The sequence below is a fragment of the Ruegeria sp. HKCCA5491 genome, assembly GCF_013034565.1.
GTDB lineage: Bacteria > Pseudomonadota > Alphaproteobacteria > Rhodobacterales > Rhodobacteraceae > Ruegeria.
In genome coordinates this window covers 158,962-184,344 of sequence record NZ_WQGG01000004.1, presented here as the reverse complement: position 1 = coordinate 184,344, position 25,383 = coordinate 158,962, and the positions used below count along the sequence as shown (strand labels likewise).

Here is a 25,383-nt window from a genome sequence, read left to right as displayed (position 1 = left end):
ACACCCACGAGCCCAGATAGGGTGTGAAAAGTGAATGCGGCTACGTCCAATATAGGGATTGGGTGCCTCATTTACTACGTAAAGCCGTAGAATAAGACGGATGGCTGAAGCAGAACCGAGGCGGCGGCACCTTGGCGCGCTATTTTCGATTCGAGTATGGGCGATCAGTGTTCGCTGCGTTGCAGTCAACCAAAGCGCTATCACCATGGAAGACTTTTGCTACATCGGGTGCAGCCATGCCGCGCGAGAGCGCGCTATACTTCATTCTCAGCTTCACCTCGCCACCAGGGCGAAGCAGCCAATTGGTGTTTTCTACAACGATATGATCACTGGTGGCTCCGACGAACGTGACGCCAGCAGGGAATATTAGACCCGCCGCATCAGTGTCCTGGAGTCCGATCGCAAGGATCGACCGAGTATTCGAAGGACTGTCTAAAGTCACACACTGCATTGAAGGTATAGGATAATTCATTTGCAAGGGATTTGGATTTGATTTGGTCTTCGTTTCGATCACTTCCGCCCAAAGCGTAAAAACATCTGTGTAAAGCCCGTCGATCGCGTATCCCGAAACGGGATCGGTACCCAGCAGGATGGCCTCACCCAGACGCAGGTTGTTGATCTTTCCGGTCGCCCCCTTGCCAAGCGCCCATGGCAAACTGGCAGAGCCGCCGCCTGACACTGTTTCCAGAGCGGGTCCACTTGCAAGTTCGGTGTCGGCGGCAAGCGACGAAAGCAATTCCATTGCCCCTGCAGAGGGTGCCACATGACCCAGACAGGCAAAATTTGCGCCAATCCCCTTCAGAGAAATCCCTTCCATTCTAAGAATTTGAGACACAGTGCTTTCAAGGTGTTCAGGCAAGATGCCATCCCGCATATCCCCCATTTCCACCATCAGGATAATATTGTGAGTAATGTTCTTCCCCAGCGCCTCGATGGCCAGGCTGGCGATAATGTCCATCTCAGTGTTGAAGCTGACATCGCAGTTATCAAGGACTTGCGCGACCTGGCTCAGCATGGGCGTTCGGATCAAGGATATGGAGCACGAGATTCCAGCATCGCGCATACGCATGATATTGCTGATCCGCGCGTCCGCCAGCCCTGTCACGCCACCTTCAAGCATAGCATTCGCAATCTCAGGATGACCGCAAACGGCTTTTGTCACACCTGTCACCGATATTCCGCGGGGTCTAAGGTGGTCGACCAGGAACCGTGTGTTGTACCGAATTTTGTCCAGATCAACGTCGATACGCAGCTTGCTCATTCAATCGTCGTAACACGTACGGGTTGCAGGCGCGGAAAGGCAGATAGAACCATATTCACCAAGTTTTTTGGAGGACGGTTCAATGCGTCAGTGACCGGGAGATACAATTTGCAGTTGTAGTCTGTGATGGCCTTTGAAATCTCAACATCATTCATTCCTTCATGGTTGATCGTCATGCCAATTACCTCTGTGTTCGCAAATGCCTCGATCAGGGTGATTTCATCGCAAGGGGCGGGCATAGTCATGTTGGGGAAATCACATCGACGTTTTCGTTTAGGCGCGTGTTGAAGAATAACTGCATGTGGCTGACTGCCTCGCAGAATGAAGGCTGATGTGCAAAAAGCCGGATGGCTTAGCGCGCCCTGGCCCTCGATCACTATTACATCCGGGTGCTCACCCTCGGATGCCGCAACGACAGCGCGCTCAAGTTCGCCACAACAAAATTGCGGCGGCACCGAATCCATCGCGACACCATACTTGGCGCCCTGCATCAAGCCAGTTTGGCCGGTGCTGACCAAAACTGTTTTGATCCCATGCGCGTTAAGTGCGCCGGTCAGGATTGTCGCGGTTGTACGCTTTCCAATTGCACAATCGGTGCCGAACACCGCGATGCGGATCGCCTGGACGTCTCCAATACTGCCATCTAACAGGCGCAGGTCGGGATTTGGCCGCGGCTTGCGAATGTCGCGTATCGTGACATCGTGAATTTTGGCAAATCCGGCGAGCTCCTTGTCATCGCTAAGAAATTCATGCAGCCCACTGACGATGTTCATTCCGAGCGTTATCGCATCCAAAACAACTTCGCGATCCTCAAGGGACATTCTGCCGCTGGCCGGCGCCATTCCGTAAATAAAAGTGTCGGGGATCGTAGCTTCATTAGCGACGGCGGCATCAAGATCATCGAAGATGGGAACCTGATTTGCGATATTATCAAGCACTTTGCCACTGTCACAACCGCCATACGTGCTGTCGATCACCGAAAGAACGCGATAGGCCTGTGAATGTCGAACGAGACCATTAGCCGTCTTGCCATCGATCTTTGCGAAGTTTCCTTCGCAATACACAATTGCAGTCGGTGTATCTGTCACGAGTGTCTTGCGGTGAAGCTCTGGAAAAACTGCTTGTTCAGGCGCCAGCTTTTGCGCGTCGCTGGCAATGAACTGCTTGGCATCCGACGCAATGGGTACGGGTTTCATATTTGTTCCTTTTTAGAGTGTGAAACGCGCGTCCTTGGTAAGGACGGGCAAAAATTGTGAAGTTTGGGAAAGTGGGCTTTCTGTCTGAATTCTCACTGGTTCAGAACACACAGCCCTTCTGATCGATGATAGTTTTTGTGGCATTGCCACCCATTGCCGGATCGGTCGATATGGGCATTTGCCGGTAGCTCGATTGCATTGCAGCGATCACCGGACGCCTCGTAGCCACGTTCGCATTTCCATCCAACTCCATGGATCGCGTCATCGTAGAAAGCATTTTCAGGCACAAAGACGGCATCGCACCGTCCGTCGCGCTCAAAATACCCACGCTCGCACGTCCAGGGACGCCCGCTGGTTGATGCGTTCAGAAAAGCGTTTTCCGGCACCGCTACTGCCACGCATGCTTCTCCGTCTTTTTCGTAGCCACGGTTGCAACGCCATGCAGATCCATAAGTGCTATTCGTCAGGTAAGCATTATCCGGCACCACGATTTTCTGGCAGCTATCGTCTACTCTTGTGTATCCACGCAGGCACCGCCACCTCTCACCTGATGGATCGAGATATCCACCCTCAGGCACAATCACTTCAGTGCATGAGGTGCCGCCAACTTCAACAAAGCCATGCATACATGCCCACCCTGAGCCATAGGTTCTGTTTGTGGGGTAGGCATTTCCCGGCACGACAATGGCCACGCATTCTTCGCCTTTCAACCGATAGGACAAATCGCATTTCCAACCGTCGCCATACTTTTTGGGATGCGCGTTATCCGGGATCGAATTTGTTTCGGCCGATGCGGGACTTGATGAGATAAAGGAGCCCGCCAAACTGCTGAAGACGACAACAAACAACGCAGCCATTAAGTGAGCGCAAAACCGGTACTGATTTTTTCGATTTGCCCTGATGCAAACGGCGTTGTCCGAATGTTGAGTGATTGAGTTACGATCCATCCAGGTTCAGCCCCTCGATACAGGCCTGCGCCAGGTCTTTGTTAGGAGTTTGGGATCCCGGCACCGTTGCCCAGCCAGCCGCCATGACGGCATCCTTCTGCTTGAAAGAAGAAGCCTCTTTGATCGTCGTTATTTTTTCGGCGCGTTGGGCGTCAGTTCTCGCCATGTCGACGCAGACCGGAACCAACGCAGCGATTACATTGTCGCGGGACATGGCGTTGGCCATCTTGTCCGCGCTACCGCCGGTCATCCATCCACCCCATGAAAATCCAACGACGCCTACGAAAACCCCGCCGATCAGAGCACCGTAGATTCCGGGTTTAAGCCATTCGGGCGTGTTCATAATCTATTCCTCCTGCGGGGAAAGCGCCGCATCGCTGTCATTGTTAGATGTGGCCAAGGTCTGGTCGTGCTTAAGCGCCAGTTCAAAATCTTCTGGGTCAATTGGGCGCATTTCCGTGCGGCCTGGCTTGCTGCCTTTGCCCCGAACTGTCAGGTAGGTTCCGGTTCTGCGATAGGCTTCGAAACTCAGGCCCTGCAGTAGCTCTTCTTCGACAACTACTTCATACTCGCCTGCAGGAAGTACATCCGGGTAGCCGGACAAAGAGAACGGATTTGAAAACGTCACCAAAGAACTGGACGATCTTGTGCTCACCTTTGTCCTCCATTTAGTTTGTTGGATCTTCCCCGCGCAGTCTGCCGCGGTACACGCTCGTAAGCGCCGCGGTAGTACTGGCGTTGTAATTTAGAATAATGTGCAAATGTCAGGCGCGCGCTGATCGATGTTAGTCGGCGGCCAATGACCTGAGATTTTATTGGAATCTCAAATGCATTTGGTGCCCGAGGATCAGGCACACTGCCAAAAATTGACTAACCTGCGTCAGTGCAACGATGTTTGGATTCCGGCAACGTGATGTGTGTTGGCGGGATATTTGCTGGCGTGTTCTTAACGAGTAATTGAGAAGCGCAGGAAATCCAGTACCGCAATCGGACTGTATTTATCTTGCGCTTCTTTTTCAGTGAAATCCCAAATCTGCCGAAGCGAATTCCGTCTCTAACAGGCAACGATCATCAAAATCCCGGCATCGCTGTAGGGGTGAACTTATTGCTTCAACAGTGGCCCGGCCTGATCCAGATAAGTGGGGTCAAAACCGGCCAACGTCACCAGTCCTTCATAATCATCAAATACCACTTGCCCGGATTGAAAAGTAACCAGCCCCTTCTCCCGCAGTTGCCGTAGGACACGATTAACATGTACGGCACTCAGTCCCAGTGCATCGGCAAGGTGGTATTGTGTCAGTGGGCAGGCGTATCCCGTCTTGCTTGCCATCCCGACCTGAGACAGCCTCACACCAAGTTCCAATAGAAAATGCGCCATGCGCTCACCCGCATCTCGCCGTCCTATGTTGACCAGGTGCTCAACCACCATCGCTTCATCTCGAGAGACCGCCCAAAGAATTGCTGTCGCCAGCCGGGGCGTTTGCGCAAATGCGTCCAGGAGATCATCCACTACTACTTCAATGGCTTGGATTTCCATGATTGGTTCTATGCTGTGATCCGAGGTGTGCAGCAGAACGCTTCGCAAGCCCAGAAAGTCACCCGGTATTTGGAAATCGACGATCTGACGCGACCCGTCAGTCTGGGTTTTGTAGGAACAAACCCAGCCCGAGGCCAGAATGTAGGCAGCCTGCTCTGATTGCCCTTGATGCACAAGGTCACGTCCGGCTTCAAAGGTTCTGCGACGCTTGTGCAGGCGTGCCAATGCCGCAAGTTCAACCTCAGTAAGAGCGACGAAGTTTGAAAGCTTTCGGGTGAGTGGACTGTTTTTGATAGTGCGCAAGTGTTCTTCCTTCATCGATGAGCAGCCCGCGAAACTATCCGACGCCAAGACTGCTTTCGATCAGTTAAGTATACAGCAATCTATGCCAGTATGATGCAATTCATTGTGGCGCTTCCTTGCTTGGACGCCTGTTAAAAAAGGACGTCTACCATGGCTGACCGGCAAGACCACTCTGGAATGGCCGCACTCTCAATTTGTGAAGCGCTTTTGCTTGCAATCAAAGATCGTGAGCTCCTGCCCGAACATGAAATTGTGGGAGTTCTGCGTGACGCAGCTGCTGCCCACGAAACAGCGGTCGGCAATAACGATGAAAAGGATATGCACCAGGCCGTCGCCTTTCTCATTAACCGGATCATTGCTTCCGGCTATCGGGTTCGGCAGTAGCATAAAGTCCCGTATCGGAAAAACAAGATTATGCTCGTCAAAAAAGCTTAACAGCAAGAAGACACAAAATTGGCGTCTCGTTTCTAATCAGTTCAAACACGAAGCAAAAACCAATGTTTCAATACTTGCCATATCCCGCGTCTTGCTCGTCCGACCGAGCCGCGGCGAAGGTACGGTTCCCGTTAACGCAAATACAACGGCTGCGAATGACCTGATTGGTGACACTTGCCGCGACGCAACAATAAGTATGCCGCGACCGCGAGCAAGTGCTGCTTTAGCGAAGGCTCCAGATCGAAAGACGGCAAAGCCAGCTTACCGTGAGTTCACCAAAGCCCAGATTTCGCTTGCGCAGCGAACGGCAGGAACGCAGGCAGCAGCAGCATCCGAGGGGTGCACTGGATGTCTCCTTTGGGCCGTCCGTGATGTATCCTCTCGCCATGCGACAGCTGATACTGCGTTGCCTCTGATGTCGGCAGGGAGCCCTTTTTGACCAATGCCGCGCGGTGTTCTAACCGGAGCAATCGGTGCATTTCGGCCATTGAACTTTGTTTGCTCGGAATGGATGTTGGAGTTCGTGTGAATTCCGCAGATGCAAGCCGGCCTAACAAATTCTCTGCACCGTTCTACGCATCTCCGTATAGTGTAGTTGTTGTGAAGTCGCAGGGGTTCGTATCGGCGGATAGCCACCCCGAAAGCGCAGTCAAGGAGAGGCGTTGCCATGAGATCGCGTAGTGACATTACCGCTCTGAAAACCCTGGTTATATCAGGCGGACACACGTTGTCGCTGGTCAGTGGCGATGTCGAAGACCGAGTTACATTTCAGCTCGAACGCTTAGTTTCGGAAGGACTGGCTACGCGAGATTCACCAAAATCCGGACAAGGTACAACATACCGCATCACCGCGTTGGGTAAAAAAGTATTGCAGGAATTTGAAGATGATCAAAAAGGGTGACGGTATGAAGCGGATTTTTTGCAGGATATTTGGGCACAAGTGGCGCGTTCGCTGGGCATCGACCTACCCCTTTCATCATTGTCTTCGCTGCGGGGTGGGTGGAGATATCCACTGCAATGAAGTTCACTAAAGGGGGGTAGGAAACACAGATCCAATCGCGCCATTGCTTCGAAAAGCAGCGAAAGACAGTGTTTGCGATTTCAGGATCTACCACTCAGCGGCCAATATGGCCGCTGAGTGGAGTTGCTTAAAAGCAATTTACTGCAATTGCAGATTTTCGGCGGACGTCTTGCCGCGCATCCGGTCTTCTTTCAGATCGAAGCCGACCTTTGCGCCTTCTTTCAGGCTGTCGAGGCCGGAGCGCTGAACCGCGCTGATGTGCACGAATGCGTCGCCGCTACCGTTATCCAATTCGATGAAGCCGTAGCCTTTAGTTTCGTTGAACCATTTTACTGTTCCGGTCGTCATGAGATTATCCTTTCAATGACATGTGCGCCCGCCGGGATTGGCCGGGGCTGTTTGCTGCGTTAGGCAGCAGGTTGGGTGAACTCACCAATATTGGAGAGCATTCGCATAAGACCGTCCTGCGCTTGGGCGGGGTCGATCTTGTGTTTTTGGTGCCCGTTCCGCTGACGCGTTGCGTGACCAACCGTTCGCGGTTTTGGCGACGGCGCAATTTTGGCAGCACAGGGCTTTTGCGGTTGTGCAACCCGACTGCGTTTCGCAGGCTCGGCTTGCGTTTCATCGCCATTTGGCAGCCTGTTGCCGATCAGCTTTTCGATATCCCGCAGGAGGGGCATCTCTTCGCGATCACACAGTGAAATTGCGGTGCCGGTTCTGCCTGCGCGAGCGGTCCTGCCGATGCGATGCACGTAGGATTCCGGCACATTCGGAAGCTCATAATTCACCACATGAGACACATCGTCGAAGTCGATGCCCCGTGCCGCAATATCGGTTGCCACAAGGACGGTGGTCGCCCCTGTCCGGAACCCCGCCATGGCGCGTTCGCGCTGAGGCTGGCTTTTGTTCCCGTGAATGGATGCTGAGTTGATCCCGGCGGCAAACAAATACTTGCAGACGTTGTCAGCCCCGCGTTTGGTGCGCGTGAAAACAACGGCGCGATGCACGTCCTTGTCCGACAGAATGTCTGCCAATACACGGCGTTTGTCCTGCTTGGCCACATGCCGGACGCTCTGCGCGATCCGTTCAATCGGCTTTGAAACAGTCGCCACCTGAACCTCTGCCGGATCGTTCAGGAAGTCATCAGCGAGTTTTCTGATCTGCCCCGGCATTGTTGCCGAAAGCAGTGCCGTCAGGCGAGCCTCGGGCAGTTTTGCCATGATCTTGCGAATGCTGGGCAGAAAGCCCAGATCCAGCATCTGATCAGCCTCATCCACCACAATGGCTTTGGTTGCGGACAGGTTGATAACGCCTGTGCCAAGGTGGTCGAGCAGGCGTCCGGGTGTTGCCACCACAATGTCCACACCGCCGCTGAGAGCCTTGATCTGCCCGCCGGGGCGTACGCCACCGACAACAAGTGTCGCCGTGATCTGGCTGAACTTGCTGTAAGCGCGGATGTTGTCCACGATCTGCGCCGCAAGCTCGCGCGTCGGCGTCAGGATCAATGTCGTGCACTGTTTCGGAGCGGGTTTTGATCTCTCACGCTCAATCCGATGCAACAGTGGCAATACAAATGAGGCGGTTTTTCCTGTGCCGGTCTGGGCAATGCCGATCACGTCGCGCTCAGATTGCAGCAGCGGAATGACCTTGGCCTGAATGGGCGTAGGGGTCGAATATCCTTGAGCCTTGATGGCCTTCAGGATGGGCTCGGCAAGGCCGAGGGTGTCAAATGTCGTCAAAAGCGTTTGGTCTCGTGCCATAAACGCGGTTCACCGCTATCGGCACTTGGTCTCTCTAATCTACTGGGAAGCTCGTATGAAATAGCCGCCGTCGTTTCGTTGCTCTCAAGGAGCTATTCAAGACAACGATCTGGGAATCACGGGCGAGAATACTTTGCCGCTGATTTGGTCATCCACACGCGGCGTTGCGACTCACCTACAGGGCAAAGGTTAAGAAAGCAACAACTCATTTAAGAGCAGACATTTGCCAAGGTTACGTTTGTCCGCAAGGCCGGAATAGCAAAGTCTTGGATTGAATGTCCGGTTTGCTGATTGCCGCCATGTCCTCGGCGAACGGAGTGGCGGATTTGTCCGCAACTCAAACATTGCTTCCACAAAATTTGCTGCGCTTTGCATGAACGACCGCTGTTTCTTCTGCGGCGAAGCTGGAAAACTTGGTCGACTGCGTCGCTGCATCCACGAACTTTTTGCGCAGATCGCTCGCGGCATGGGCTCAAGGCAGTCGCCTGAGGTTTTCGGCTAGATGTCAGCTAAGCGGCGTTCAGAAATCACTCAGCAATAGACCAGAACAAGCCAGCGTCAGTCTAGGATCTAACCGTCCCCCCTTTAAGAACCAGACGTTGATCCACAACCCTTAGCAACGGAATTTGGAACGAGGGCACTACTTGCAAAATCCATATTTTGATTCGTCTTAGGCGCGCAATCGCCGCTCTCTGCGGAAATTGGTCCATAAGAAACGCTAAAGTCCCATTCTGCGGAAAGTATTTTGTTCTTCGCGCGCCGGTACGTTGCAAAACCCCGGAAACAAAGGCATTTGTAACAATATGTGAATAAAGGCTCACCGCTTGCAAATCCGTGTACACCGGTTCGATTCCGGTACTCGCCTCCATTTTATTCTAAATCATCGACTTAGCTCTGTGGTGCTCGAGTTTAGCACTTAGGCAATAGCGCCCTCCCCGCGCCTAAACCCATCAAGAAATGGGATTTTTGTTCCCGTAGGCCTTACCCTGCTTCTGTTGCTAGAAGAGCGATCCTGCCCACAGGAGGACCGCTGCGCGCCCGGTGGACAAGCGCGCGGCGGCAAGGTGACGGACTTCATGAATAACTAAACGGCGTTGCGACCCTGAGGGACGACCTCGTAACCTGGCTCTTCGGGTTCATCGTCTTCCATCTCGGGTGGAAACCCTGGGGCGCTGACATCCAGCCCAGTCGCATCCTCCAGGCGCCGGATGATGTTCGGCGAAAGCTCCCGCTCTCCGTAACGTGCGATGGCGTCGTCAAAAATGCGGATCATCAGCGGGTTCATTTCAAGCGGAACACCGGCGCGGTCTGCCACCTCCTGAAACAGACCGATGTCCTTTTTCACAAGGTCCATTGTGAATGAGATATCCCGCGATCCGTTCAAAATGACCTGGCTTTCTGTCTCATGGACAAAGGATGTACCCGAAGAGATCTTGATGGCCTCATACGTGGTATTCAGGTCCATACCGGCCGCCTTGGCGGTAACCAATGCTTCGGCGCAAGTGATCAGATTCGCCGTGGCCAGGTAGTTTGTCAGGACCTTCAGCACCGAGGCCGAGCCGAGATCACCGGTGTGCAGGATACGCCGGCCCATTGTCGTCAGAAATGGCAGGATACGCTCAAAGGTATTCCGGTCACAGCCCGCAAAGATCGAGATGTTGCCCGTCGCAGCGCGGTGGCACCCGCCCGACACAGGGCAATCCACCGCTGCGCCCCCGCGCTCGATAACAAGGGCACCTAGCCGTTTGACCTCGGCCTCGTCGGTGGTAGACATCTCCATCCAGATCTTGCCGGTACGGACATTGGGCAGCATCTCTTGCATCACCGCATCCGACGCGGCGGGTGATGGCAGGCAGGTAATGACCGCATCGCAGTCGCGCATCAACTGCGCAGGGTTTTCGGCGGCCTTTGCACCCCGCGCTACAAATTCAGCGACCAGATTGGGATTCAGATCATGTACGGTCAGGTCGATCCCGTTGCGAAGCAAGGATCCCGACAGTTTGCCACCCACATTGCCCAGCCCGATAAAGCCTACCTTCATGCGACATACCTCTCTTGTTTAGGGCATGGCAGCATGACGCTTGCCCCCAAGTCATGCCGCCCAGCGACGCTGTCAGGTCGCTTTTTCACTCTGGTAGCGCAGATATCTGCGAGTCGCTTGACAATCCCCTGCCGGGTGCCGCATGTCCGATCCGTTGGTGTCCATCTGAGGATGGATGAAAAGGGAATGTGTCAGCGGATCTTCCGTGAAACACAGCCGCCCCCGCGACCGTGACCGGAGAGGGTGCCCAAAGCCACTGGCCAAAAAGGTCGGGAAGGCGGGACATCTGACAGGGCTATGCCCCGATATCCGCAAGCCGGGAGACCTGCCAACGCCCGAAGATGTAACCGGACGGGGTGTTCCGGTGTCGGGTCCATGTCGCAACGCGTGGCCCGCATGAGACCCCGTCCCCCACAAAGAGGATTTGGGGGGATGAGAGACGTGACCGATACTGCACCAGTCGAGCTGCTGGTCTGCACCACTTGTCGCCGAGGACTGCCCGTCGAGGACGACGCGCAGCGGCCCGGCGCATTGCTGCACAAAGCCCTTGAACAGGCCACGCTGCCAGAGGGCGTTGTCCTGAAAGCCGTAGAATGCCTGTCGAATTGTGATCAGGGCTGTTCCATCGTTCTACGCGGTGGGCCCGAACGCTGGACGTTCGTGTATGAGCACCTGAATGAAAGCGACCATGTCGAAACCATCGTCGAAGGTGCGACCAAGTACCTTGCGACCGAAGACGGCTTAGTCAAATGGCGCGAACGCCCCGAACATTTCCGCAAAAACTGCGCGGCCCGCATTCCCCCGATTGGAGCCCAGAAATGAGCAACTTGGAAAAACTCCCCGTCACCGTGATCACCGGCTTTTTGGGCTCGGGCAAAACAACTTTGGTTAAGCACCTGATGCAGAACCCGCAGGGCAAACGTCTGGCCGTGGTGGTCAATGAGTTCGGCGATGTTGGCGTCGATGGCGACATCCTGAAATCCTGCTCGATCCCGGATTGCCCGGCAGAGAACATCATGGAACTGGCGAACGGCTGCATCTGCTGCACCGTGGCCGACGACTTCATCCCGACCATCGAAGCTCTGATGGCGCTGGAGCCGCGTCCCGATCACATCCTGATCGAAACCTCTGGCCTCGCCCTGCCCAAGCCACTGCTGAAGGCGTTCGACTGGCCCGATATCCGTTCGAAAATCACCGTCGATGGCGTGATCGCGCTGGCCGATGCCGAGGCTGTGGCTGCCGGTCGCTTTGCGCCGAATGTCGAGGCCGTGGACGCTCAGCGTCTGGCCGATGACTCGATTGACCATGAAACGCCCCTATCCGAGGTGTTTGAGGATCAGATTTCCTGCGCCGATATCATCCTGCTGACCAAGCCGGATCTGGCCGGTCCCGAAGGCGTCGCCAAAGCGCGCGAGATCATCGCCGCCGAGTCCCCTCGCCCGCTGCCTGTGGTTGAGGTTGCCGAAGGTGCCGTGGACGTCCGTGTTGTGTTAGGACTTGAAGCGGCTGCCGAGGATGACATGGATGCGCGCCCCAGCCATCATGACGGTCACGACGACCACGAACATGACGATTTCGAAAGCATCATCGTCGAACTGCCCGAACAGGCCGACCCGGCCGATCTGGTGGCCAAAATCGAACGTCTGGCGTCTGAACTGAACATCCTGCGCGTCAAAGGCTATGCCGACGTTCAAGGCAAACCGATGCGCCTGCTGGTGCAGGCCGTGGGCGCGCGCGTGCGTCATCAGTATGATCGCCTTTGGGAACCGGACGAGGCGCGCCGCTCGCGGTTGGTCGTCATCGCCGAGCATGACGATATAAAGGAAGCTGAAATCCGTGATATCCTTGTGGGTGTGAAAGAGGCCGCCGAGTAAATCATGCACGTCGTCTTCCGCGAAAGCCACGGGCTCGAGGAATCCGAGACCCCGACCGATCTGGGCCAGAGCCCGGCGGATTTGGTGGTGCTGTCTTTTTCCGACAGTGACCTAGGCGCATTCGCGGCGGGCTGGCATCGCGGTGGCGGGCCCGAGGGGCGGATGCCGACCCTGCGGCTGGCCAATCTGACGGCGCTGAAACATCCTCTGTCCGTTGACACCTATGTGGAGCAGACGTTGGAGGGTGCCAAGGGTATCCTGATCCGCCTGATTGGCGGGGTGCCCTATTGGGCCTATGGCTTGCAACAGGTTCTGGCGCTGGCGCAGGCCAAAGGAATTGCTGTGGCCGTGCTGCCCGCCGATGGGCGCGAGGATACGCCGCTGGATGACTATTCCACCCTGCCCGTGTCAACCCTGCGGCGCTTGGCACATCTGTGCGACACGGGGGGCGAGGTCGCAGCACAAGCCGCTTTGGCGCAGATGGCGCTGGCAGCGGGGTTGTATGCGGGTCCGGTGATGGGGGCCAAGACCATCCCCGAATGCGGTGTTTGGTGCCCGGATCGCGGTGTGATCCCAGCAGAACAGGCGTTTTCCGGCCATGCGAAACGCGTTGTGGTCAGTTTCTACCGCGCCTATCTCACATCCGCCGACACCGCCCCCGTGGCGGCCCTGATCCGCAGCCTGCGTGCGCGCGGGTTTCAGGCTGTGGGCCTGTTCGCCCCCTCGTTGAAAGCCCCCGCCGCCGCCGACTGGCTGCGCGACACCATCGTATCGCTTTCTCCGTCGGCGATCCTCAACGCCACGTCTTTCTCGGGAAAGGGCGCCTCTGGTACCTCGCCCTTGGACGCAGCGAATGTCCCCGTGTTTCAGGTCGCGCTGGCCACCTCGCGCCGCAAAGCCTGGGCCGAGGCGGAACGAGGTCTGTCCCCCGCCGACCTTGCCATGCATGTCGTTCTGCCCGAGGTGGACGGGCGGATCAACGCAGGCATCGCCTCGTTCAAGGAACCGGGCAAGCGTGATCCGCATCTGGAATATTCCCGCTTTGCCCACCGGGCCGAGGAGGAACGGATCGAAGCTATCCTTGACCGCGTCACCGGCTGGCTGAATCTGCAGGACAAACCCAAATCCGATCGGTTGCCTGCGCTGGTGTTGTCCACCTATCCCGGCAAGGACTGGCAGATGGCCCATGCGGTTGGTCTGGACGCGCTGGCCTCGGCCGAGGCGATGCTGCGTGACCTTCGGGCCGAGGGCTACGATACCGCGCCCGCCGAACCAATTGCCGATACGCTTCTGGACGCGCGCATTTCATGGCCACTGACTGAGTATCAAACCGCACTGGCGGACCTGCCCGAACAACTGCGCACCGACCTGCAAACGGTCTGGGGCGCACCCGAGGATGATCCCGCCTGCACTGACGGCGCATTCCACTTCACCGCCCTGCGCCGGGGCAAAGCTCTGGTCGCGCTGCAACCCGAACGCGGCACGCCTGAATTGCGCGATGACGATTATCATGATCTCTCGCGCACCCCACGCCACAGCTATGTTGCGTTTTACCTGTGGCTGCGCAAAAGCCTTGGCGCCGATGCGCTGATCCATATCGGTGCGCATGGCACATTGGAATGGTTGCCGGGTAAATCCGTCGCCCTGTCCGCTGCTTGCTGGCCCGAAGCACTGATCCGCGATCTGCCCGTGATCTACCCCTTTATCGTCAACGACCCCGGCGAGGCCGCGCAGGCCAAACGCCGGATCGGCGCGGTTACGCTGGGCCACATCCCACCCGCGCTGAAGGAAAGCGGCACGCCGGATCGGATGGTGCGGCTGGAATCCCTGTTGGACGAATTCTCGAACGCCGACGGTCTGGACCCCAAGCGCCGTGACCGGCTGCAAGAGGATATCCGGGATGAGGCGCAGGCCATCGGGTTGGAAAGCGATCTAGGGTTGGATCAGGCCACCTGCACCGCCGAGGCGATCACCCGCATCGACCGCTTTGTGTGCGACATCAAGGAAAGCCAGTTTGGCGACGGTCTGCACATCTTTGGCCGCGTGCCAGAAATCACTGGCAGTTTCGATCCCGCGCCCTCGGCCCAATCTGAACGAAGCGCTCTGATCGACGCGCTGGCCGGAAAGCGGATCGAAGCTGGGCCGTCCGGTTCGCCTTATCGCGGGCGCTCGGACGTGCTGCCTACGGGCCGTAACCTCTATACCACCGACCCGCGTTCGGTCCCGACCCGCGCGGCTTGTGCGCAGGGCGTCAAACTGGCCGAGGAGCTTGTGCGGCGACATTTGCAAGAGGAAGGCGATTACCCAAAAGGCCTAATCGTTGACCTTTGGGGGTCAGCCACCATGCGCACGGCGGGTGAGGAATTCGCCATGGCGCTGCATCTGCTGGGCGTCAAACCGGTCTGGGACAAGGGGTCTGAGCGGGTTTCGGGGATTGAGGTTCTGCCGATCACCGACCTCAGCCGTCCGCGTCTGGATGTGACGCTGCGGGTCTCGGGCCTGTTCCGCGACGTATTCCCGACGCTTTCGGCGCTCTACGGCCAGGCGATCCGGGCGTTGTCGGCGCGGGACGAGGCCGCTGACTGGAACCCTTATGCCGGTCACGAACCCGCCGCCCGCGTCTATGGCCCCGCGCCTGGCAGCTATGGCGTGAACATGACGCAATTGTCGGAAATCTACACCGACGAAGCGCGCGCGCAGGCGGGCGAGGCATGGCTAGACGCCAGTTCCTACGCGCTGGAAGGCGAGCATATTGCGCAAGACAAGGACGGCATCACCCAGCGCGTCGCCAAAGCTGACAGCTTTGTTCACCTACAGGACCTGACGGAAACCGACCTACTGCTGGCCAATGACTACGCCACGCACGAGGCCGGGTTCGCCGCCGCCAAGAAGATTACCGGCGGCACGGCGCAGCTCTATCATCTGGACAATACCAACCCCGACACCCCCCGAGCGCGGACCCTGCCCGAGGAAATCAGCCGCGTCGTCCATGCCCGCGCCGCCAATCCGGGCTGGATCGCCGGGATGCAACGCCACGGATTCCGGGGCGCGGCCGAGATCGCCGCGACACTGGATCACATGGCCTCATTCGCGCATCTATCGGGCACCGTCGCACCGCGTCTGTTCGACCTCTACCACGATGCCACGCTGGGCAATGAAGACGTCGACGCCTTTCTGGCCGAGGCCAACCCCAAGGCGCATCAGGCCATGCAGGACCGGTTCCGCGCCTTAATGGAGGCCGGGCTTTGGAACACGCGGCGAAACTCGATCCGCGCCGATCTGGAGGGGCTTCGATGAGCGCGCCCATCGTCCAGGGCTGGTGCCCCGGCGCGCATCGACCGATGATGTCGGGCGATGGGCTGGTGGTACGGGTGCGGCCTCGGCTGGCCCGTCTGGATGCCACGCAGGCCATGGGCCTGTGTGATCTGGCCGAGCGTTTCGGCAATGGCACCATCGACCTGACCAACCGCGCTAACCTGCAGCTGCGGGGCGTGGCCGAGGCGGATCATCAATCCCTGCTAACCGAACTGACCGCGCTGAACCTGCTGGACGCCGAGCCGGGGATCGAGGTGCGCCGCAACATTCTGGTCTCGCCCCTGTATCAAGCTGGCGACATGACCGCCCGGCTGACACAGGAACTGATTGACCGGTTGGCGGAATTGCCCGCCCTGCCCGCCAAATTCGGCTTTGCCATCGACACCGGACCTGAGCGCCTGCTGGCAGGTGATTCCGCTGATATCCGGTTGGAAATCGGTCCGGAAGGCATGATCCTGCGCGCCGATGGGGCCGAGACCGGGCGTCTGATCCAAGACTCCGAAGCCATCGACCATCTGATCGCCCTAGCCGCATGGTTCTCCCAAACCTACTCGCCCGAACGCAGGCGCATGGCCCGCGTGGTCTCGAACTTGCCGCCAGAGTGGCAAGGGTCAACACCGGGCCCAGTGGGCTCCCCGCTGCAACCCGGGCCCTGCGATCAGGGGACGCTCTATGGTGCAGCCTTTGGGCAACTGCCCGCGCGCGCCCTGAAAGAGCTGATCGCGCACAGCGGGGCCCAAGCCCTGCGTGTGACCCCATGGCGTCTGGTCCTGCTGGAAGGCGGAGCGGCGATATCCGCTCCAGCCTTTGTCACGGACGGCACCGATCCGTTGATGACCACCGACGCCTGCCCAGGCGCGCCATTCTGCTCGCAAGCGCAAGTGGAAACCCGTGATATCGCCCGCGCTTTGGCAGCGCGCGTACCGGGCAACCTGCATGTCTCGGGCTGTTCCAAGGGATGCGCGCGGATGGGCCCTGCCGATGTGACTCTGATCGGGAATGCCGGGCGTTTTGATCTTGTAAATCGAGGCCGAGCGGGGGATGAGCCCTGCCAGACCGGCCTGACCGTAGAAACACTGATGAATATGGACTTCACCTGATGCCTTACACTTACGAAACCGATGGCGCGGCGATCTACAAGGAAAGCTTTGCCACCATCCGGTCCGAGGCCGATCTTGCACGTTTTGACAGCGATGAAGAGCAGGTCGCCGTTCGCATGGTTCACGCAGCAGGCATGGTGGGGCTGGAAGAGTTCGTGCATTTCTCGCCCGGTTTTGTCGCCACCGCACGCGCAGCACTGGAGGCTGGCGCACCTATCCTGTGTGATGCGCGCATGGTCAGCGAAGGCGTGACCCGGTTCCGTTTGCCCGCCGACAACGAGGTGATCTGCACCCTGCATGACGACCGCGTGCGCCCGCTTGCCGCCGAGATGAGCAACACGCGCTCGGCCGCCGCGCTGGAGCTGTGGCGCCCGCATCTGGACGGAGCTGTGGTCGCTATCGGCAATGCACCCACCGCGCTGTTCCACCTGCTGAACATGCTAGAAGACCCCGATTGTCCTCGCCCAGCCGCTATCATTGGCTGTCCCGTGGGCTTTGTCGGTGCGGTTGAATCCAAGGACGCCCTGTGGGAGGCGCAACCCGTCCCCTCGTGCATCGTTAAGGGGCGTCTGGGCGGCAGCGCCATCACCGTCGCCGCCGTTAACGCCATCGCGAGCCGCGCCGAATGACAGCGGGCAAAATATACGGCGTTGGCCTTGGCCCCGGCGACCCGGACTTGATGAGCGTCCGGGCCGACCGCCTGCTGCGCAACGCGCGACATGTGGCGTTTTTCCGCAAGCCCGGTCGCAGCGGGCAGGCACGCAAGATCGTCAACGGGATGATCCCAGAAAACGCCGTGGAATTTCCGATGGAATACCCGGTAACGACCGAAATCCCCTTAAGTGACCCGCTCTATAACGAAATGCTGTCGGCCTTCTATGAAGGCTGCGCCGCGCATTTGAAATCCTTGACGGAACAAGGCGAGGATGTCGTGGTTCTGTGTGAAGGAGATCCTTTTTTCTATGGATCTTTCATGCATCTTTACAACCGCTTGCGAACCAAAGCTGACGTGGAAGTCGTGCCCGCAATTACCGGAATGTCCGGCGCGTGGACGGCCACGGGTGACCCGATCACATGGGGCGACGACGTATTGACCGTGTTGGTTGGCACGCTGCCCGAAGACGATCTGGCGCAGCGCATGGCGCATACCGATGCTTTGGTGGTCATGAAGATCGGTCGCAACATTGACAAGGTGAAGCGGGCGCTCAGGACGGCAGGAATGTATTACAGGGCTTGGATCGTCGAATTTGCGCAGATGCCCAACCAGAAAGTGATGAAATTGTCCGAAGCTGAGGACAAGGTCACGCCTTACTTCTCGATCATCATTGTACACGGACAGGGGCGGCGACCATGAGCGGCTGGGTCAAAATTGCTGGACTCGGCCCCGGCAACGAAGGACTTGTAACACCTGAAGTTACTGCTGCACTGGATGAGGCGACGGATGTTGTCGGCTACATCCCCTATGTCGCGCGCGTCACCGAACGCGCCGGCCTGACCCTGCACGCCAGTGACAACCGGGTCGAGATCGACCGCTCGCATCATGCGTTGCAATTGGCAGCGGAAGGTAAGCGCGTGGTCGTGGTATCCTCGGGCGATCCCGGCGTTTTCGCGATGGCAGCCGCAGTGTTTGAAGCGTTGGAGAATGGGCCGGAGGAATGGCGCAATCTCCAAATCGACGTTCTTCCCGGTATTACGGCGATGCTTGCGGCCGCGGCGCGTGCGGGCGCACCGCTGGGTCATGACTTTTGCACGATCAACCTGAGCGACAACCTAAAACCGTGGTGGCTGATTGAAAAACGTCTGCGTCTGGCTGCACAGGCGGATTTCTCGATGGCGTTTTACAATCCACGCTCAAAGTCTCGTCCCGAAGGCTTTGTAAAAACGCTGGAAATTCTGCGTGACGAATGCGAACCCGAACGGTTAATTCTGTTTGCCCGCGCCGTATCCCGCGCAGATGAGGCGATCCGAGTTTCGACTTTGGCCGAAGCAACGCCGGACATGGCCGATATGCAAACCGTCGTTCTGGTCGGTTCCTCGCGAACACGCCTGATCGAGCGGGACGGAACACCCATCATCTACACGCCGCGCTTTACCCCGGACGAGGATCAGGCCGAGGTTCAGGAATGATCCAACCAGTCCAGAACCTGAGCAACGCTCGTCAGTTCTGTTCTTTGCGGCAGGACCGGCCGGCCGATCATCAAGACCGGCAAACCCAAAGATCGGGCCGCGTCCAGTTTGGCGCGTGCCCCGGTTCCGCCAGCATTCTTAGAGACAACCATCTCAATCCCGTGCCTCTGCATCAGCGCGCGGTCGTCCGCTTCGTCGAAAGGCCCGCGATCCACGACAATCTCGCAGTTCGGCAGGGGCAGCGCGCCGGGCGCGTCCACCAGCCGCAACAGATAATGATGCTGGGGTTGTGCGGCAAAGTCCTTAAGGTGCATACGTCCAACCGCCAGGAAAATGCGGCGAGGGTCGTCAGACAACGCTGCAACCGCCGCCGCAATGTCCGGAACGTGGCGCCAATCGTCACCGGCTTGGGCTGCCCAGGGGGGACGGGTCAGCGCAGCGAGCTTAGTTTGTGCAACCGCGCTGGCCTCAATCGCGTTTCGGCTCATCTGGGTGGCAAACGGGTGGGTTGCATCGACAATGTGGGTTATTTCGTTGTCATGAATGTAAGCAACCAGCCCATCAACGCCGCCAAAACCGCCAACCCGCACCGGCAAGGGTTGCGGATGCGGCTTGTCCACGCGGCCAGCATAGGAATAGATCGCGGGAATCCCCAGATCCGCTGTGGCTTGAGCCAATGCATTCGCTTCGGTTGTACCACCAAGAATCAGGAGGTTAGGCATGTCTGATACTCCGTGGTTGACCGTTTTGGGCTTGGGTGAAGATGGACTGGATGGCCTTTCGCCTGCAATCCGTCAAGTGCTGGAACAGGCCGAAGTTATCATGGGCCCACCACGCCATCTTGCATTGATACCCCAAGGCAAGGCCGAACGGATCGAATGGCCTGTCCCATTTTCCGACGGCCTGCCTATCCTGAGCGGTTTGAGGGGGCGCAAGACCGTGGTTTTGGCCTCGGGCGATCCCTTCTGGTTCGGCGCAGGCTCGGTGATTGCCCGCAATTTTGAGGCCGGTGAGTGGACGGCTCTGCCCGGCCGATCGACGTTTTCACTGGCCGCCGCGCGCTTGGGTTGGCCGCTGGAAGGGACTCAGACCTTCGGCTTGCACGCCGCGCCCCTGACGCGATTGCGCCCCCATTTGGCAGCGGGGCTTCGTGCGATACTTCTGCTGCGCAACGGGGCTGCGGTCGCAGAGCTGGCGCAGTATCTGACCGAAACCGGATTTGCCGACACCCAGTTTCACGTGATGGAGGCTTTGGGTGGCCCCCGAGAGCGATCCCACAGCTTGACTCTGACCGAAGCCTTGCAAGGCGGTTTCGACCACCCCGTTTGCGTTGCACTGGACGTGGCGGGACACGGCAACGCCATTCCCAAGGCCTCTGGCAAACCCGATGAGATTTTTGAAACCGACGGCCAAATTACAAAACGGCCCATTCGCGCATTGACCCTGTCTGCCCTCGCCCCTCAGAGAGGGGAGCACCTTTGGGATATCGGAGGCGGCACTGGCTCGATCGGTATCGAATGGCTGATGTGTGATCCGACGCTAAGCGCCACCACCATCGAACCGCGCAAGGACCGCGCCGACCGCATTCGGCGCAACGCGGACGCGTTGGGGCAAGACCGGCTGGAGGTAGTGCATGGCACTGCACCTGAAGCCTTGGCCGCGCTCCCAAAGCCCGACGCTGTTTTCATCGGTGGCGGCCTGAGCACCGCCCTTCTGGAATGGATCAGTGAAACACTGCCGGCAGGGACGCGGTTGGTGGCAAACACCGTGACATTGGAAAGCGAGGCAATGCTGACCCAATGGCACGAGAAGCTGGGCGGTGAGTTGTTGCGGATTGAATTGGCGCAGGCTTCGGCTTTGGGCCCTCGCCGCGGGTGGAAGTCATCCTACCCGGTCGTCCAGTGGAGCGTGACGCTATGATTGTCGCGGGCCTTGGTTTTTCGTCATCTGCGACGGTTGAAAGCCTGCGGGCTGCCTATGAAGCGGCAACGATAGGTCACGACGTTTCAGCCTTGGCGACGGCCAGCGACAAAAAGGGGCATCCGGCCTTAGCGGCCTTTGCGGACGCACTGGCCCTGCCCTTGCGCTATGTGGCGGCCGGTGAACTGGCCGGACAACGCACCCTGACATGCTCGAACCGCAGCCGTGCCACATATGGCACTGGCAGCGTATCCGAAGCATCCGCCCTTGCGGCCGCCGGGCCTCAGGCCCGGTTGCTTTCCCCCAGACACATATCGGACGACCGGCTGGCCACCTGCGCCATAGCCATCGGAGGACAATCATGACCGTTCATTTCATCGGTGCCGGACCCGGTGCCGCCGACCTGCTGACCCTGCGCGGACGCGATATCATCGCGTCCTGCCCAGTGTGCCTGTACGCGGGCTCGCTGGTGCCCGAGGAAATCCTTGGCCACTGCCCCGAAGGGGCGCAAATCATCAATACTGCCCCCATGGATCTGGATCAGATCATGGCCGAGATCGAGGCTGCGCACAAAGCAGGCCACGACGTTGCGCGCCTGCATTCCGGCGACCTGTCGGTCTGGTCGGCCATGGGCGAGCAAATTCGCAGGCTGAAAGAGATGGGGATCCCCGTCAGCGTCACGCCGGGCGTGCCCTCGTTCGCGGCGGCAGCGGCAGCGCTGGGGACCGAACTGACGCTGCCCGGGCTTGCGCAATCAGTGGTTCTGACCCGGACACCGGGCCGTGCGTCCTCGATGCCCGAAGGCGAGACTCTGGAAAACTTTGCCCGCACAGGCGCAACGCTGGCCATTCATCTGTCGATCGGCAATCTGGACAAGGTGATCGCCGACCTGACCCCGGCCTACGGTGCAGATTGCCCCGTCGCCGTTGTTTATCGCGCAAGCTGGCCGGATGAACGCATCATCCGCGCGACGCTGGAAACGCTGAAAGATGCGCTGGACGAAAGTATCTCGCGCACGGCGCTGATCTTGGTTGGCCCCTCATTGGCAGGTGAAGGGTTTGACGAAAGCTGCCTGTATTCAAAGGATTACGACCGCCGCTATCGCCCGCAAAGCGCGGATAGCCCGTGGTCAAGCTGGAGCCATGGCGATGACTAACCCTCCGGGCCTGTTGATCTCCGCACCGTCTTCGGGGACTGGGAAAACGACAGTCATGCTGGGGCTTCTAAGGGCGCTGGCCGAAGATGGGCTGACGGTGCAGCCGTTCAAAAGCGGGCCGGATTATATCGACCCGGCCTTCCACAGGGCGGCTGCCGGGCGCGCCTCGTTCAATCTTGATAGCTGGGCGATGGGAGAGCCGCTTTTAACAGCTATTTCCGCGCAAGCTGAGGGCGCGGATATCGTCGTCGCCGAGGGGTCGATGGGCCTGTTCGACGGTGTTGCCAAACCAGGCGAGCTTGGGCACGGTTCAAGCGCGGAAACCGCGCAGCGGATGGGTTGGCCCGTCGTGTTGGTGCTGGATGTCGGAGGGCAGGCTCAATCAGCCGCTGCAACCGCGCTGGGATTTCGGATGTATAATCCCGATCTTCCCTTTGCAGGCGTAATCCTGAACCGATGCGCCAGCCCACGTCACGAACGTTTAACGCGGCTGGGCATGGAGCGCGCCGGATTGCCTGTTCTGGGCGTATTGCCGCGCCGGGGCGACCTGACGCTTCCTGAACGGCATCTGGGCCTAATTCAGGCTGTTGAACATCCTGACCTTGAAAGCGCAATCGTCGGATATGCCGCGTTCCTTCGGGAACACGTGGATCTTGAGGCCATCAAGAATGCGGCTTCCTCAGGCCCCAAGAGGCCATCGTCATCCGCGCTGCCGCGGCCTCCTGCGCAGCGGATCGCGCTGGCACGGGACGCGGCGTTTTCTTTTACCTATCCGCACTTGCTGGAAGGGTGGCGCGCCGCCGGGGCGGAAATTCTGCCCTTTTCACCACTTGCGGACGAACCGCCCGCACCCGACGCGGATCTGGTCTGGTTGCCGGGCGGTTATCCCGAGCTTCACGCGGGCACACTGGCCGCTGCTGCAACATTTCTGTCCGGCCTGCGTAAACACGCGGAAACCAAGCCCGTTCACGGTGAATGCGGAGGTTACATGGCCTTGGGAGAAGCCCTTGTCGACAAGGATGGCACCCGGCATCAGATGGCAGGGTTGCTGGGACTGGTCACGTCCTATGAGAAACGCAAGTTCAACCTTGGGTACCGCCGGGCAGAACTGTTGGCCCCAATGCCCGGCTATGACGCCAAGACACCGCTGAGGGGGCATGAGTTCCATTATTCATCCATTCTCGAGCAGCCAGATGCGCCATTGGCACGCGTATTCGACGCTGAAGGGGCTGAAGGACCGCAAACCGGGTCGGTACGCGGCAACGTAACCGGCACGTTCTTTCACCTGATCGCGGAAGCCTCGGCATGAGCGGGTTTGTCTCATTCATAGGCTCGGGGCCCGGTGATCCGGAACTGTTGACGCTGAAGGCTGTGGACAGAATGCAAAAGGCTGACGCCGTGCTGTTTGACGATCTCAGCAGCGGTCCGATCCTGTCTCATGCGCGGGACGACGCCGATCTGGTGGGTGTCGGCAAACGGGCCGGACGTCCGTCGCCCAAACAGGATCACGTCAGCCGATTGCTGGTCGACTACGCAAATACCGGTGCGCGTGTGGTGCGTTTGAAATCGGGCGATGGAGGCTTATTCGGACGGCTCGAGGAAGAGCTTGTCGCCCTGCGAGAAGCCGGCATCGAGTACGAAATCATACCCGGAATTCCATCGGCTGTTGCCGCTGCGGCGGCGGCCGGTATCCCTCTGACCCGGCGACTTACCGCCCGGCGTGTGCAATTTGTGACGGGCCACGATGTCAGCGGAAAACTTCCTAACAATCTGAACCTGCCCGCATTGGCCGACCCAGACGCAACCACTGTTGTTTTCATGGGCAAGCGAACTTTTCCCCTTCTGGTCAAAGCGTTGCACGATCATGGCTTACCATTGGAAACCCCTGCTTTGATGGCTGAATCCGTATCTACACCCGACCAAAAATTGCACCGATCATCGGTCGGCGCACTGTCCGAGAAGTTAGCGGCAGAAATCGGCACAGCCCCAGCCCTGATCCTTTATGGTCCGTTGGCAGAGTTTGACGATGTTTGACCTGACCCTGATCGGCATCGGCTCGGGTAACCCGGACCACGTGACCTTTCAAGGCGCGCAGGCCATTCGGGCGGCTGACTTGATCCTGATTCCGAAAAAAGGCGAGAACAAAGCCGATCTTGCCGGGCTGCGCGAAGAAATCATCAATGCAGTAACGGACACACCGCCGCAAATCGCGTATTTTGACATCCCCAAACGCCGCTCGGAAGACGGGTATCTACAGGGCGTCGACGAGTGGCATGACGCTATCGCCCAGCGCTGGCGCGATGCGATTTCCGCCCATCCTGGCGCGCGCCACGTTGCGTTGCTGATCTGGGGTGACCCGTCATTATATGACAGCTCTCTCAGGATCGCGTCACGGCTGAACCCTTACCCCGAGACCCGTGTCATACCGGGCATTACTGCTTTGCAGGCCCTGACTGCGGCTCATGCCATCCCGATCAACAACCTTGGTGCGCCATATGTTGTCACAACCGGGCGGCGCATTCGGGATGAAGGATGGCCACAGGATGCGTCGACAGTCGCGGTTATGCTGGATGGGGAATGCTCATTCCAGCACCTGTCGATGGCCGATTATGACATCTGGTGGGGCGCTTACGTCGGCATGACCGAGGAAATCCTGATCAAAGGGGCTTTGGCAAAGGTCGCCCAGCAGATTGTGAACACACGCGCCACCGCCCGGGCGGATCACGGCTGGATCATGGACGTCTATTTGTTGAAAAAGCGCGAAGACCAAGGCTAGTCCCCAGTCTTGGTTCTTACCTACAATGCTGTGATCCCTTAGGTTCTGAACTGTTAATCCGTTTGGAATGCGCGCAGTATTGCGACCGAAGCCTGTTCTATTTCTTGCAAGACGCGTTCGGGTATTTCGTAGGAGACTTATTATGAAAGCTGCTTTGTTTGCGTTGGGGTTCTTGGCCTTGCCTGCCTGGGCAGACGACGCGCCGTCAGGATGGGCCGTTTATCCAACGCAGAAATCCTACGAGGACCTGCTGACAGACATAAAAGCCGCCGTGAAGGAAAACGGGTTGATCCTGGTCACTCAGGCCGGGCCGACACAGGCTGCCGCAGCACGTGGGATCACCATTCCCGGCAACCGGGTCATTGGTGTCTTTAACAATGATTACGCGGTACGCGTTCTTGAAACGTCAGTGAACGCGATGATCGAGGCCCCGATCCGGTTCTATGTGACAGAAAACCCCGATGGCACCGCCACTTTGTCCTACAAGACACCCAGCTTTGTTTTTTCACCCTATCTGCTGGAAGGCGGCGAACCGTTGCGAAACATCGCGGCTGATCTGGATACAAAGTTTCAGTCCATAGCCGAAACCGCAGTCAAATAGTCACACTGGCGTG

General features: G+C 58.3%; 27 protein-coding genes and 1 riboswitch. Of the genes, 17 read left to right on the top strand and 10 right to left on the bottom strand.

Annotated elements, in window-relative coordinates; translation table 11 throughout:
• Nucleotides 1–139: 139 nt before the first annotated feature.
• The 6 genes from GOV88_RS07935 to GOV88_RS07910 all read right to left on the bottom strand — a co-directional run bounded on the left by GOV88_RS07935 (nt 140) and on the right by GOV88_RS07910 (nt 5,259).
• Nucleotides 140–1,261, bottom strand: a complete 1,122-nt coding sequence (locus tag GOV88_RS07935) for an alanine/ornithine racemase family PLP-dependent enzyme (protein ID WP_170486376.1) — start codon at nt 1,259–1,261, stop codon at nt 140–142.
• A complete protein-coding gene (locus GOV88_RS07930) occupies nt 1,258–2,457 on the bottom strand; it encodes a DUF1611 domain-containing protein (RefSeq protein ID WP_170356898.1) in 1,200 nt (399 codons plus the stop codon). The genes GOV88_RS07935 and GOV88_RS07930 overlap by 4 nt, the downstream gene beginning before the upstream one ends.
• 92 nt (nt 2,458–2,549) lie before the next feature.
• On the bottom strand, nt 2,550–3,179 hold the full coding sequence (locus GOV88_RS07925; RefSeq protein WP_254449191.1) for a hypothetical protein: 630 nt from the start codon (nt 3,177–3,179) through the stop codon (nt 2,550–2,552).
• A gap of 214 nt (nt 3,180–3,393) precedes the next feature.
• Entirely contained in the window at nt 3,394–3,747 is a 354-nt protein-coding gene (locus GOV88_RS07920; protein WP_170329075.1) for a hypothetical protein, read from the bottom strand.
• A 3-nt stretch (nt 3,748–3,750) separates the two neighbouring features.
• Nucleotides 3,751–4,059, bottom strand: coding sequence for a hypothetical protein (locus GOV88_RS07915; protein ID WP_170329073.1), 309 nt, complete (start codon nt 4,057–4,059; stop codon nt 3,751–3,753).
• Nucleotides 4,060–4,506: 447 nt separating this feature from the next.
• Nucleotides 4,507–5,259 (bottom strand): Crp/Fnr family transcriptional regulator, encoded by a 753-nt coding sequence (locus tag GOV88_RS07910; RefSeq protein ID WP_171240065.1) that lies wholly within the window; start codon nt 5,257–5,259, stop codon nt 4,507–4,509.
• A gap of 135 nt (nt 5,260–5,394) precedes the next feature.
• On the opposite strand from GOV88_RS07910, the gene GOV88_RS07905 reads away from it, so the two are divergent.
• The 3 genes from GOV88_RS07905 to GOV88_RS20735 all read left to right on the top strand — a co-directional run bounded on the left by GOV88_RS07905 (nt 5,395) and on the right by GOV88_RS20735 (nt 6,710).
• Complete coding sequence (locus GOV88_RS07905; RefSeq protein ID WP_170336649.1) at nt 5,395–5,628, top strand: hypothetical protein; 234 nt, start codon at nt 5,395–5,397, stop codon at nt 5,626–5,628.
• Nucleotides 5,629–6,346: 718 nt separating this feature from the next.
• Nucleotides 6,347–6,580, top strand: a complete 234-nt coding sequence (locus tag GOV88_RS07900; RefSeq protein ID WP_170329068.1) for a hypothetical protein — start codon at nt 6,347–6,349, stop codon at nt 6,578–6,580.
• Entirely contained in the window at nt 6,564–6,710 is a 147-nt protein-coding gene (locus tag GOV88_RS20735) for a DUF1660 family phage protein (RefSeq protein WP_170329066.1), read from the top strand. Before GOV88_RS07900 ends, GOV88_RS20735 begins: the two co-directional genes overlap by 17 nt.
• A gap of 128 nt (nt 6,711–6,838) precedes the next feature.
• Here GOV88_RS20735 and GOV88_RS07890 read toward each other — a convergent pair whose 3' ends face one another.
• The 3 genes from GOV88_RS07890 to GOV88_RS07880 form a co-directional block, all read right to left on the bottom strand.
• Nucleotides 6,839–7,048, bottom strand: coding sequence for a cold-shock protein (locus tag GOV88_RS07890; protein WP_170329064.1), 210 nt, complete (start codon nt 7,046–7,048; stop codon nt 6,839–6,841).
• A gap of 59 nt (nt 7,049–7,107) precedes the next feature.
• Nucleotides 7,108–8,460, bottom strand: coding sequence for a DEAD/DEAH box helicase (locus GOV88_RS07885; protein WP_217358915.1), 1,353 nt, complete (start codon nt 8,458–8,460; stop codon nt 7,108–7,110).
• A 1,084-nt stretch (nt 8,461–9,544) separates the two neighbouring features.
• Nucleotides 9,545–10,501 (bottom strand): NAD(P)-dependent oxidoreductase, encoded by a 957-nt coding sequence (locus GOV88_RS07880; protein ID WP_171240064.1) that lies wholly within the window; start codon nt 10,499–10,501, stop codon nt 9,545–9,547.
• A gap of 138 nt (nt 10,502–10,639) precedes the next feature.
• Nucleotides 10,640–10,849, top strand: a riboswitch (cobalamin riboswitch).
• 84 nt (nt 10,850–10,933) lie between these two features.
• Between GOV88_RS07880 and GOV88_RS07875 the strand changes: the two genes are divergently transcribed.
• The 7 genes from GOV88_RS07875 to cobJ are packed head-to-tail and all read left to right on the top strand — an operon-like array spanning nt 10,934 to nt 18,917.
• Entirely contained in the window at nt 10,934–11,323 is a 390-nt protein-coding gene (locus tag GOV88_RS07875) for a DUF1636 domain-containing protein (RefSeq protein WP_171122041.1), read from the top strand.
• Nucleotides 11,320–12,375: a cobalamin biosynthesis protein CobW gene (cobW, locus tag GOV88_RS07870; protein WP_171240063.1), complete on the top strand. Its 1,056-nt coding sequence runs from the start codon at nt 11,320–11,322 to the stop codon at nt 12,373–12,375. Before GOV88_RS07875 ends, cobW begins: the two co-directional genes overlap by 4 nt.
• A 3-nt stretch (nt 12,376–12,378) precedes the next feature.
• The gene (gene cobN, locus GOV88_RS07865; RefSeq protein WP_171240062.1) at nt 12,379–15,672 is read left to right on the top strand and encodes a cobaltochelatase subunit CobN; all 3,294 of its coding nucleotides are present in this window, start codon (nt 12,379–12,381) and stop codon (nt 15,670–15,672) included.
• On the top strand, nt 15,669–16,790 hold the full coding sequence (cobG, locus tag GOV88_RS07860; RefSeq protein ID WP_171240061.1) for a precorrin-3B synthase: 1,122 nt from the start codon (nt 15,669–15,671) through the stop codon (nt 16,788–16,790). Before cobN ends, cobG begins: the two co-directional genes overlap by 4 nt.
• Nucleotides 16,790–17,419: a precorrin-8X methylmutase gene (locus GOV88_RS07855; protein ID WP_171240060.1), complete on the top strand. Its 630-nt coding sequence runs from the start codon at nt 16,790–16,792 to the stop codon at nt 17,417–17,419. Before cobG ends, GOV88_RS07855 begins: the two co-directional genes overlap by 1 nt.
• A complete protein-coding gene (locus tag GOV88_RS07850; RefSeq protein WP_171240059.1) occupies nt 17,416–18,144 on the top strand; it encodes a precorrin-2 C(20)-methyltransferase in 729 nt (242 codons plus the stop codon). The genes GOV88_RS07855 and GOV88_RS07850 overlap by 4 nt, the downstream gene beginning before the upstream one ends.
• Nucleotides 18,141–18,917 (top strand): precorrin-3B C(17)-methyltransferase, encoded by a 777-nt coding sequence (gene cobJ, locus GOV88_RS07845; protein WP_171240058.1) that lies wholly within the window; start codon nt 18,141–18,143, stop codon nt 18,915–18,917. The genes GOV88_RS07850 and cobJ overlap by 4 nt, the downstream gene beginning before the upstream one ends.
• On the opposite strand, the gene GOV88_RS07840 is transcribed toward cobJ, so the two are convergent.
• Complete coding sequence (locus GOV88_RS07840; protein WP_171240057.1) at nt 18,908–19,639, bottom strand: cobalt-precorrin-6A reductase; 732 nt, start codon at nt 19,637–19,639, stop codon at nt 18,908–18,910. The two genes, cobJ and GOV88_RS07840, sit on opposite strands and share 10 nt — an antisense overlap.
• On the opposite strand from GOV88_RS07840, the gene cbiE reads away from it, so the two are divergent.
• The 7 genes from cbiE to GOV88_RS07805 all read left to right on the top strand — a co-directional run bounded on the left by cbiE (nt 19,638) and on the right by GOV88_RS07805 (nt 25,370).
• Nucleotides 19,638–20,837, top strand: coding sequence for a precorrin-6y C5,15-methyltransferase (decarboxylating) subunit CbiE (gene cbiE, locus GOV88_RS07835; protein WP_171240056.1), 1,200 nt, complete (start codon nt 19,638–19,640; stop codon nt 20,835–20,837). The two genes, GOV88_RS07840 and cbiE, sit on opposite strands and share 2 nt — an antisense overlap.
• Nucleotides 20,834–21,202, top strand: coding sequence for a cobalamin biosynthesis protein (locus GOV88_RS07830; RefSeq protein ID WP_171122032.1), 369 nt, complete (start codon nt 20,834–20,836; stop codon nt 21,200–21,202). Before cbiE ends, GOV88_RS07830 begins: the two co-directional genes overlap by 4 nt.
• Nucleotides 21,199–21,993, top strand: coding sequence for a precorrin-4 C(11)-methyltransferase (gene cobM, locus GOV88_RS07825; RefSeq protein WP_171240055.1), 795 nt, complete (start codon nt 21,199–21,201; stop codon nt 21,991–21,993). The genes GOV88_RS07830 and cobM overlap by 4 nt, the downstream gene beginning before the upstream one ends.
• A complete protein-coding gene (locus GOV88_RS07820; protein ID WP_171125397.1) occupies nt 21,980–23,302 on the top strand; it encodes a cobyrinate a,c-diamide synthase in 1,323 nt (440 codons plus the stop codon). Before cobM ends, GOV88_RS07820 begins: the two co-directional genes overlap by 14 nt.
• Nucleotides 23,299–24,027 carry a uroporphyrinogen-III C-methyltransferase gene (cobA, locus tag GOV88_RS07815; RefSeq protein WP_171240054.1) on the top strand — a complete coding sequence of 243 codons (729 nt, stop codon included), beginning with the start codon at nt 23,299–23,301 and terminating at the stop codon, nt 24,025–24,027. The genes GOV88_RS07820 and cobA overlap by 4 nt, the downstream gene beginning before the upstream one ends.
• Nucleotides 24,020–24,769, top strand: a complete 750-nt coding sequence (cobF, locus tag GOV88_RS07810) for a precorrin-6A synthase (deacetylating) (RefSeq protein WP_171240053.1) — start codon at nt 24,020–24,022, stop codon at nt 24,767–24,769. Before cobA ends, cobF begins: the two co-directional genes overlap by 8 nt.
• 142 nt (nt 24,770–24,911) lie before the next feature.
• Entirely contained in the window at nt 24,912–25,370 is a 459-nt protein-coding gene (locus tag GOV88_RS07805) for a DUF302 domain-containing protein (RefSeq protein WP_171240052.1), read from the top strand.
• The last annotated feature ends 13 nt before the right edge of the window (nt 25,371–25,383 follow it).

Coding starts and splice junctions, on each gene's coding strand:
- GOV88_RS07935 (WP_170486376.1), bottom strand. CDS start 1,261: ATGAGCAAGCTGCGTATCGACGTTGATCTGGACAAAATTCGGTACAAC.
- GOV88_RS07930 (WP_170356898.1), bottom strand. CDS start 2,457: ATGAAACCCGTACCCATTGCGTCGGATGCCAAGCAGTTCATTGCCAGC.
- GOV88_RS07920 (WP_170329075.1), bottom strand. CDS start 3,747: ATGAACACGCCCGAATGGCTTAAACCCGGAATCTACGGTGCTCTGATC.
- GOV88_RS07910 (WP_171240065.1), bottom strand. CDS start 5,259: ATGAAGGAAGAACACTTGCGCACTATCAAAAACAGTCCACTCACCCGA.
- GOV88_RS07905 (WP_170336649.1), top strand. CDS start 5,395: ATGGCTGACCGGCAAGACCACTCTGGAATGGCCGCACTCTCAATTTGT.
- GOV88_RS07900 (WP_170329068.1), top strand. CDS start 6,347: ATGAGATCGCGTAGTGACATTACCGCTCTGAAAACCCTGGTTATATCA.
- GOV88_RS20735 (WP_170329066.1), top strand. CDS start 6,564: ATGATCAAAAAGGGTGACGGTATGAAGCGGATTTTTTGCAGGATATTT.
- GOV88_RS07890 (WP_170329064.1), bottom strand. CDS start 7,048: ATGACGACCGGAACAGTAAAATGGTTCAACGAAACTAAAGGCTACGGC.
- GOV88_RS07885 (WP_217358915.1), bottom strand. CDS start 8,460: ATGGCACGAGACCAAACGCTTTTGACGACATTTGACACCCTCGGCCTT.
- GOV88_RS07880 (WP_171240064.1), bottom strand. CDS start 10,501: ATGAAGGTAGGCTTTATCGGGCTGGGCAATGTGGGTGGCAAACTGTCG.
- GOV88_RS07875 (WP_171122041.1), top strand. CDS start 10,934: ATGAGAGACGTGACCGATACTGCACCAGTCGAGCTGCTGGTCTGCACC.
- cobW (WP_171240063.1), top strand. CDS start 11,320: ATGAGCAACTTGGAAAAACTCCCCGTCACCGTGATCACCGGCTTTTTG.
- cobN (WP_171240062.1), top strand. CDS start 12,379: ATGCACGTCGTCTTCCGCGAAAGCCACGGGCTCGAGGAATCCGAGACC.
- cobG (WP_171240061.1), top strand. CDS start 15,669: ATGAGCGCGCCCATCGTCCAGGGCTGGTGCCCCGGCGCGCATCGACCG.
- GOV88_RS07855 (WP_171240060.1), top strand. CDS start 16,790: ATGCCTTACACTTACGAAACCGATGGCGCGGCGATCTACAAGGAAAGC.
- GOV88_RS07850 (WP_171240059.1), top strand. CDS start 17,416: ATGACAGCGGGCAAAATATACGGCGTTGGCCTTGGCCCCGGCGACCCG.
- cobJ (WP_171240058.1), top strand. CDS start 18,141: ATGAGCGGCTGGGTCAAAATTGCTGGACTCGGCCCCGGCAACGAAGGA.
- cbiE (WP_171240056.1), top strand. CDS start 19,638: ATGTCTGATACTCCGTGGTTGACCGTTTTGGGCTTGGGTGAAGATGGA.
- GOV88_RS07840 (WP_171240057.1), bottom strand. CDS start 19,639: ATGCCTAACCTCCTGATTCTTGGTGGTACAACCGAAGCGAATGCATTG.
- GOV88_RS07830 (WP_171122032.1), top strand. CDS start 20,834: ATGATTGTCGCGGGCCTTGGTTTTTCGTCATCTGCGACGGTTGAAAGC.
- cobM (WP_171240055.1), top strand. CDS start 21,199: ATGACCGTTCATTTCATCGGTGCCGGACCCGGTGCCGCCGACCTGCTG.
- GOV88_RS07820 (WP_171125397.1), top strand. CDS start 21,980: ATGGCGATGACTAACCCTCCGGGCCTGTTGATCTCCGCACCGTCTTCG.
- cobA (WP_171240054.1), top strand. CDS start 23,299: ATGAGCGGGTTTGTCTCATTCATAGGCTCGGGGCCCGGTGATCCGGAA.
- cobF (WP_171240053.1), top strand. CDS start 24,020: ATGTTTGACCTGACCCTGATCGGCATCGGCTCGGGTAACCCGGACCAC.
- GOV88_RS07805 (WP_171240052.1), top strand. CDS start 24,912: ATGAAAGCTGCTTTGTTTGCGTTGGGGTTCTTGGCCTTGCCTGCCTGG.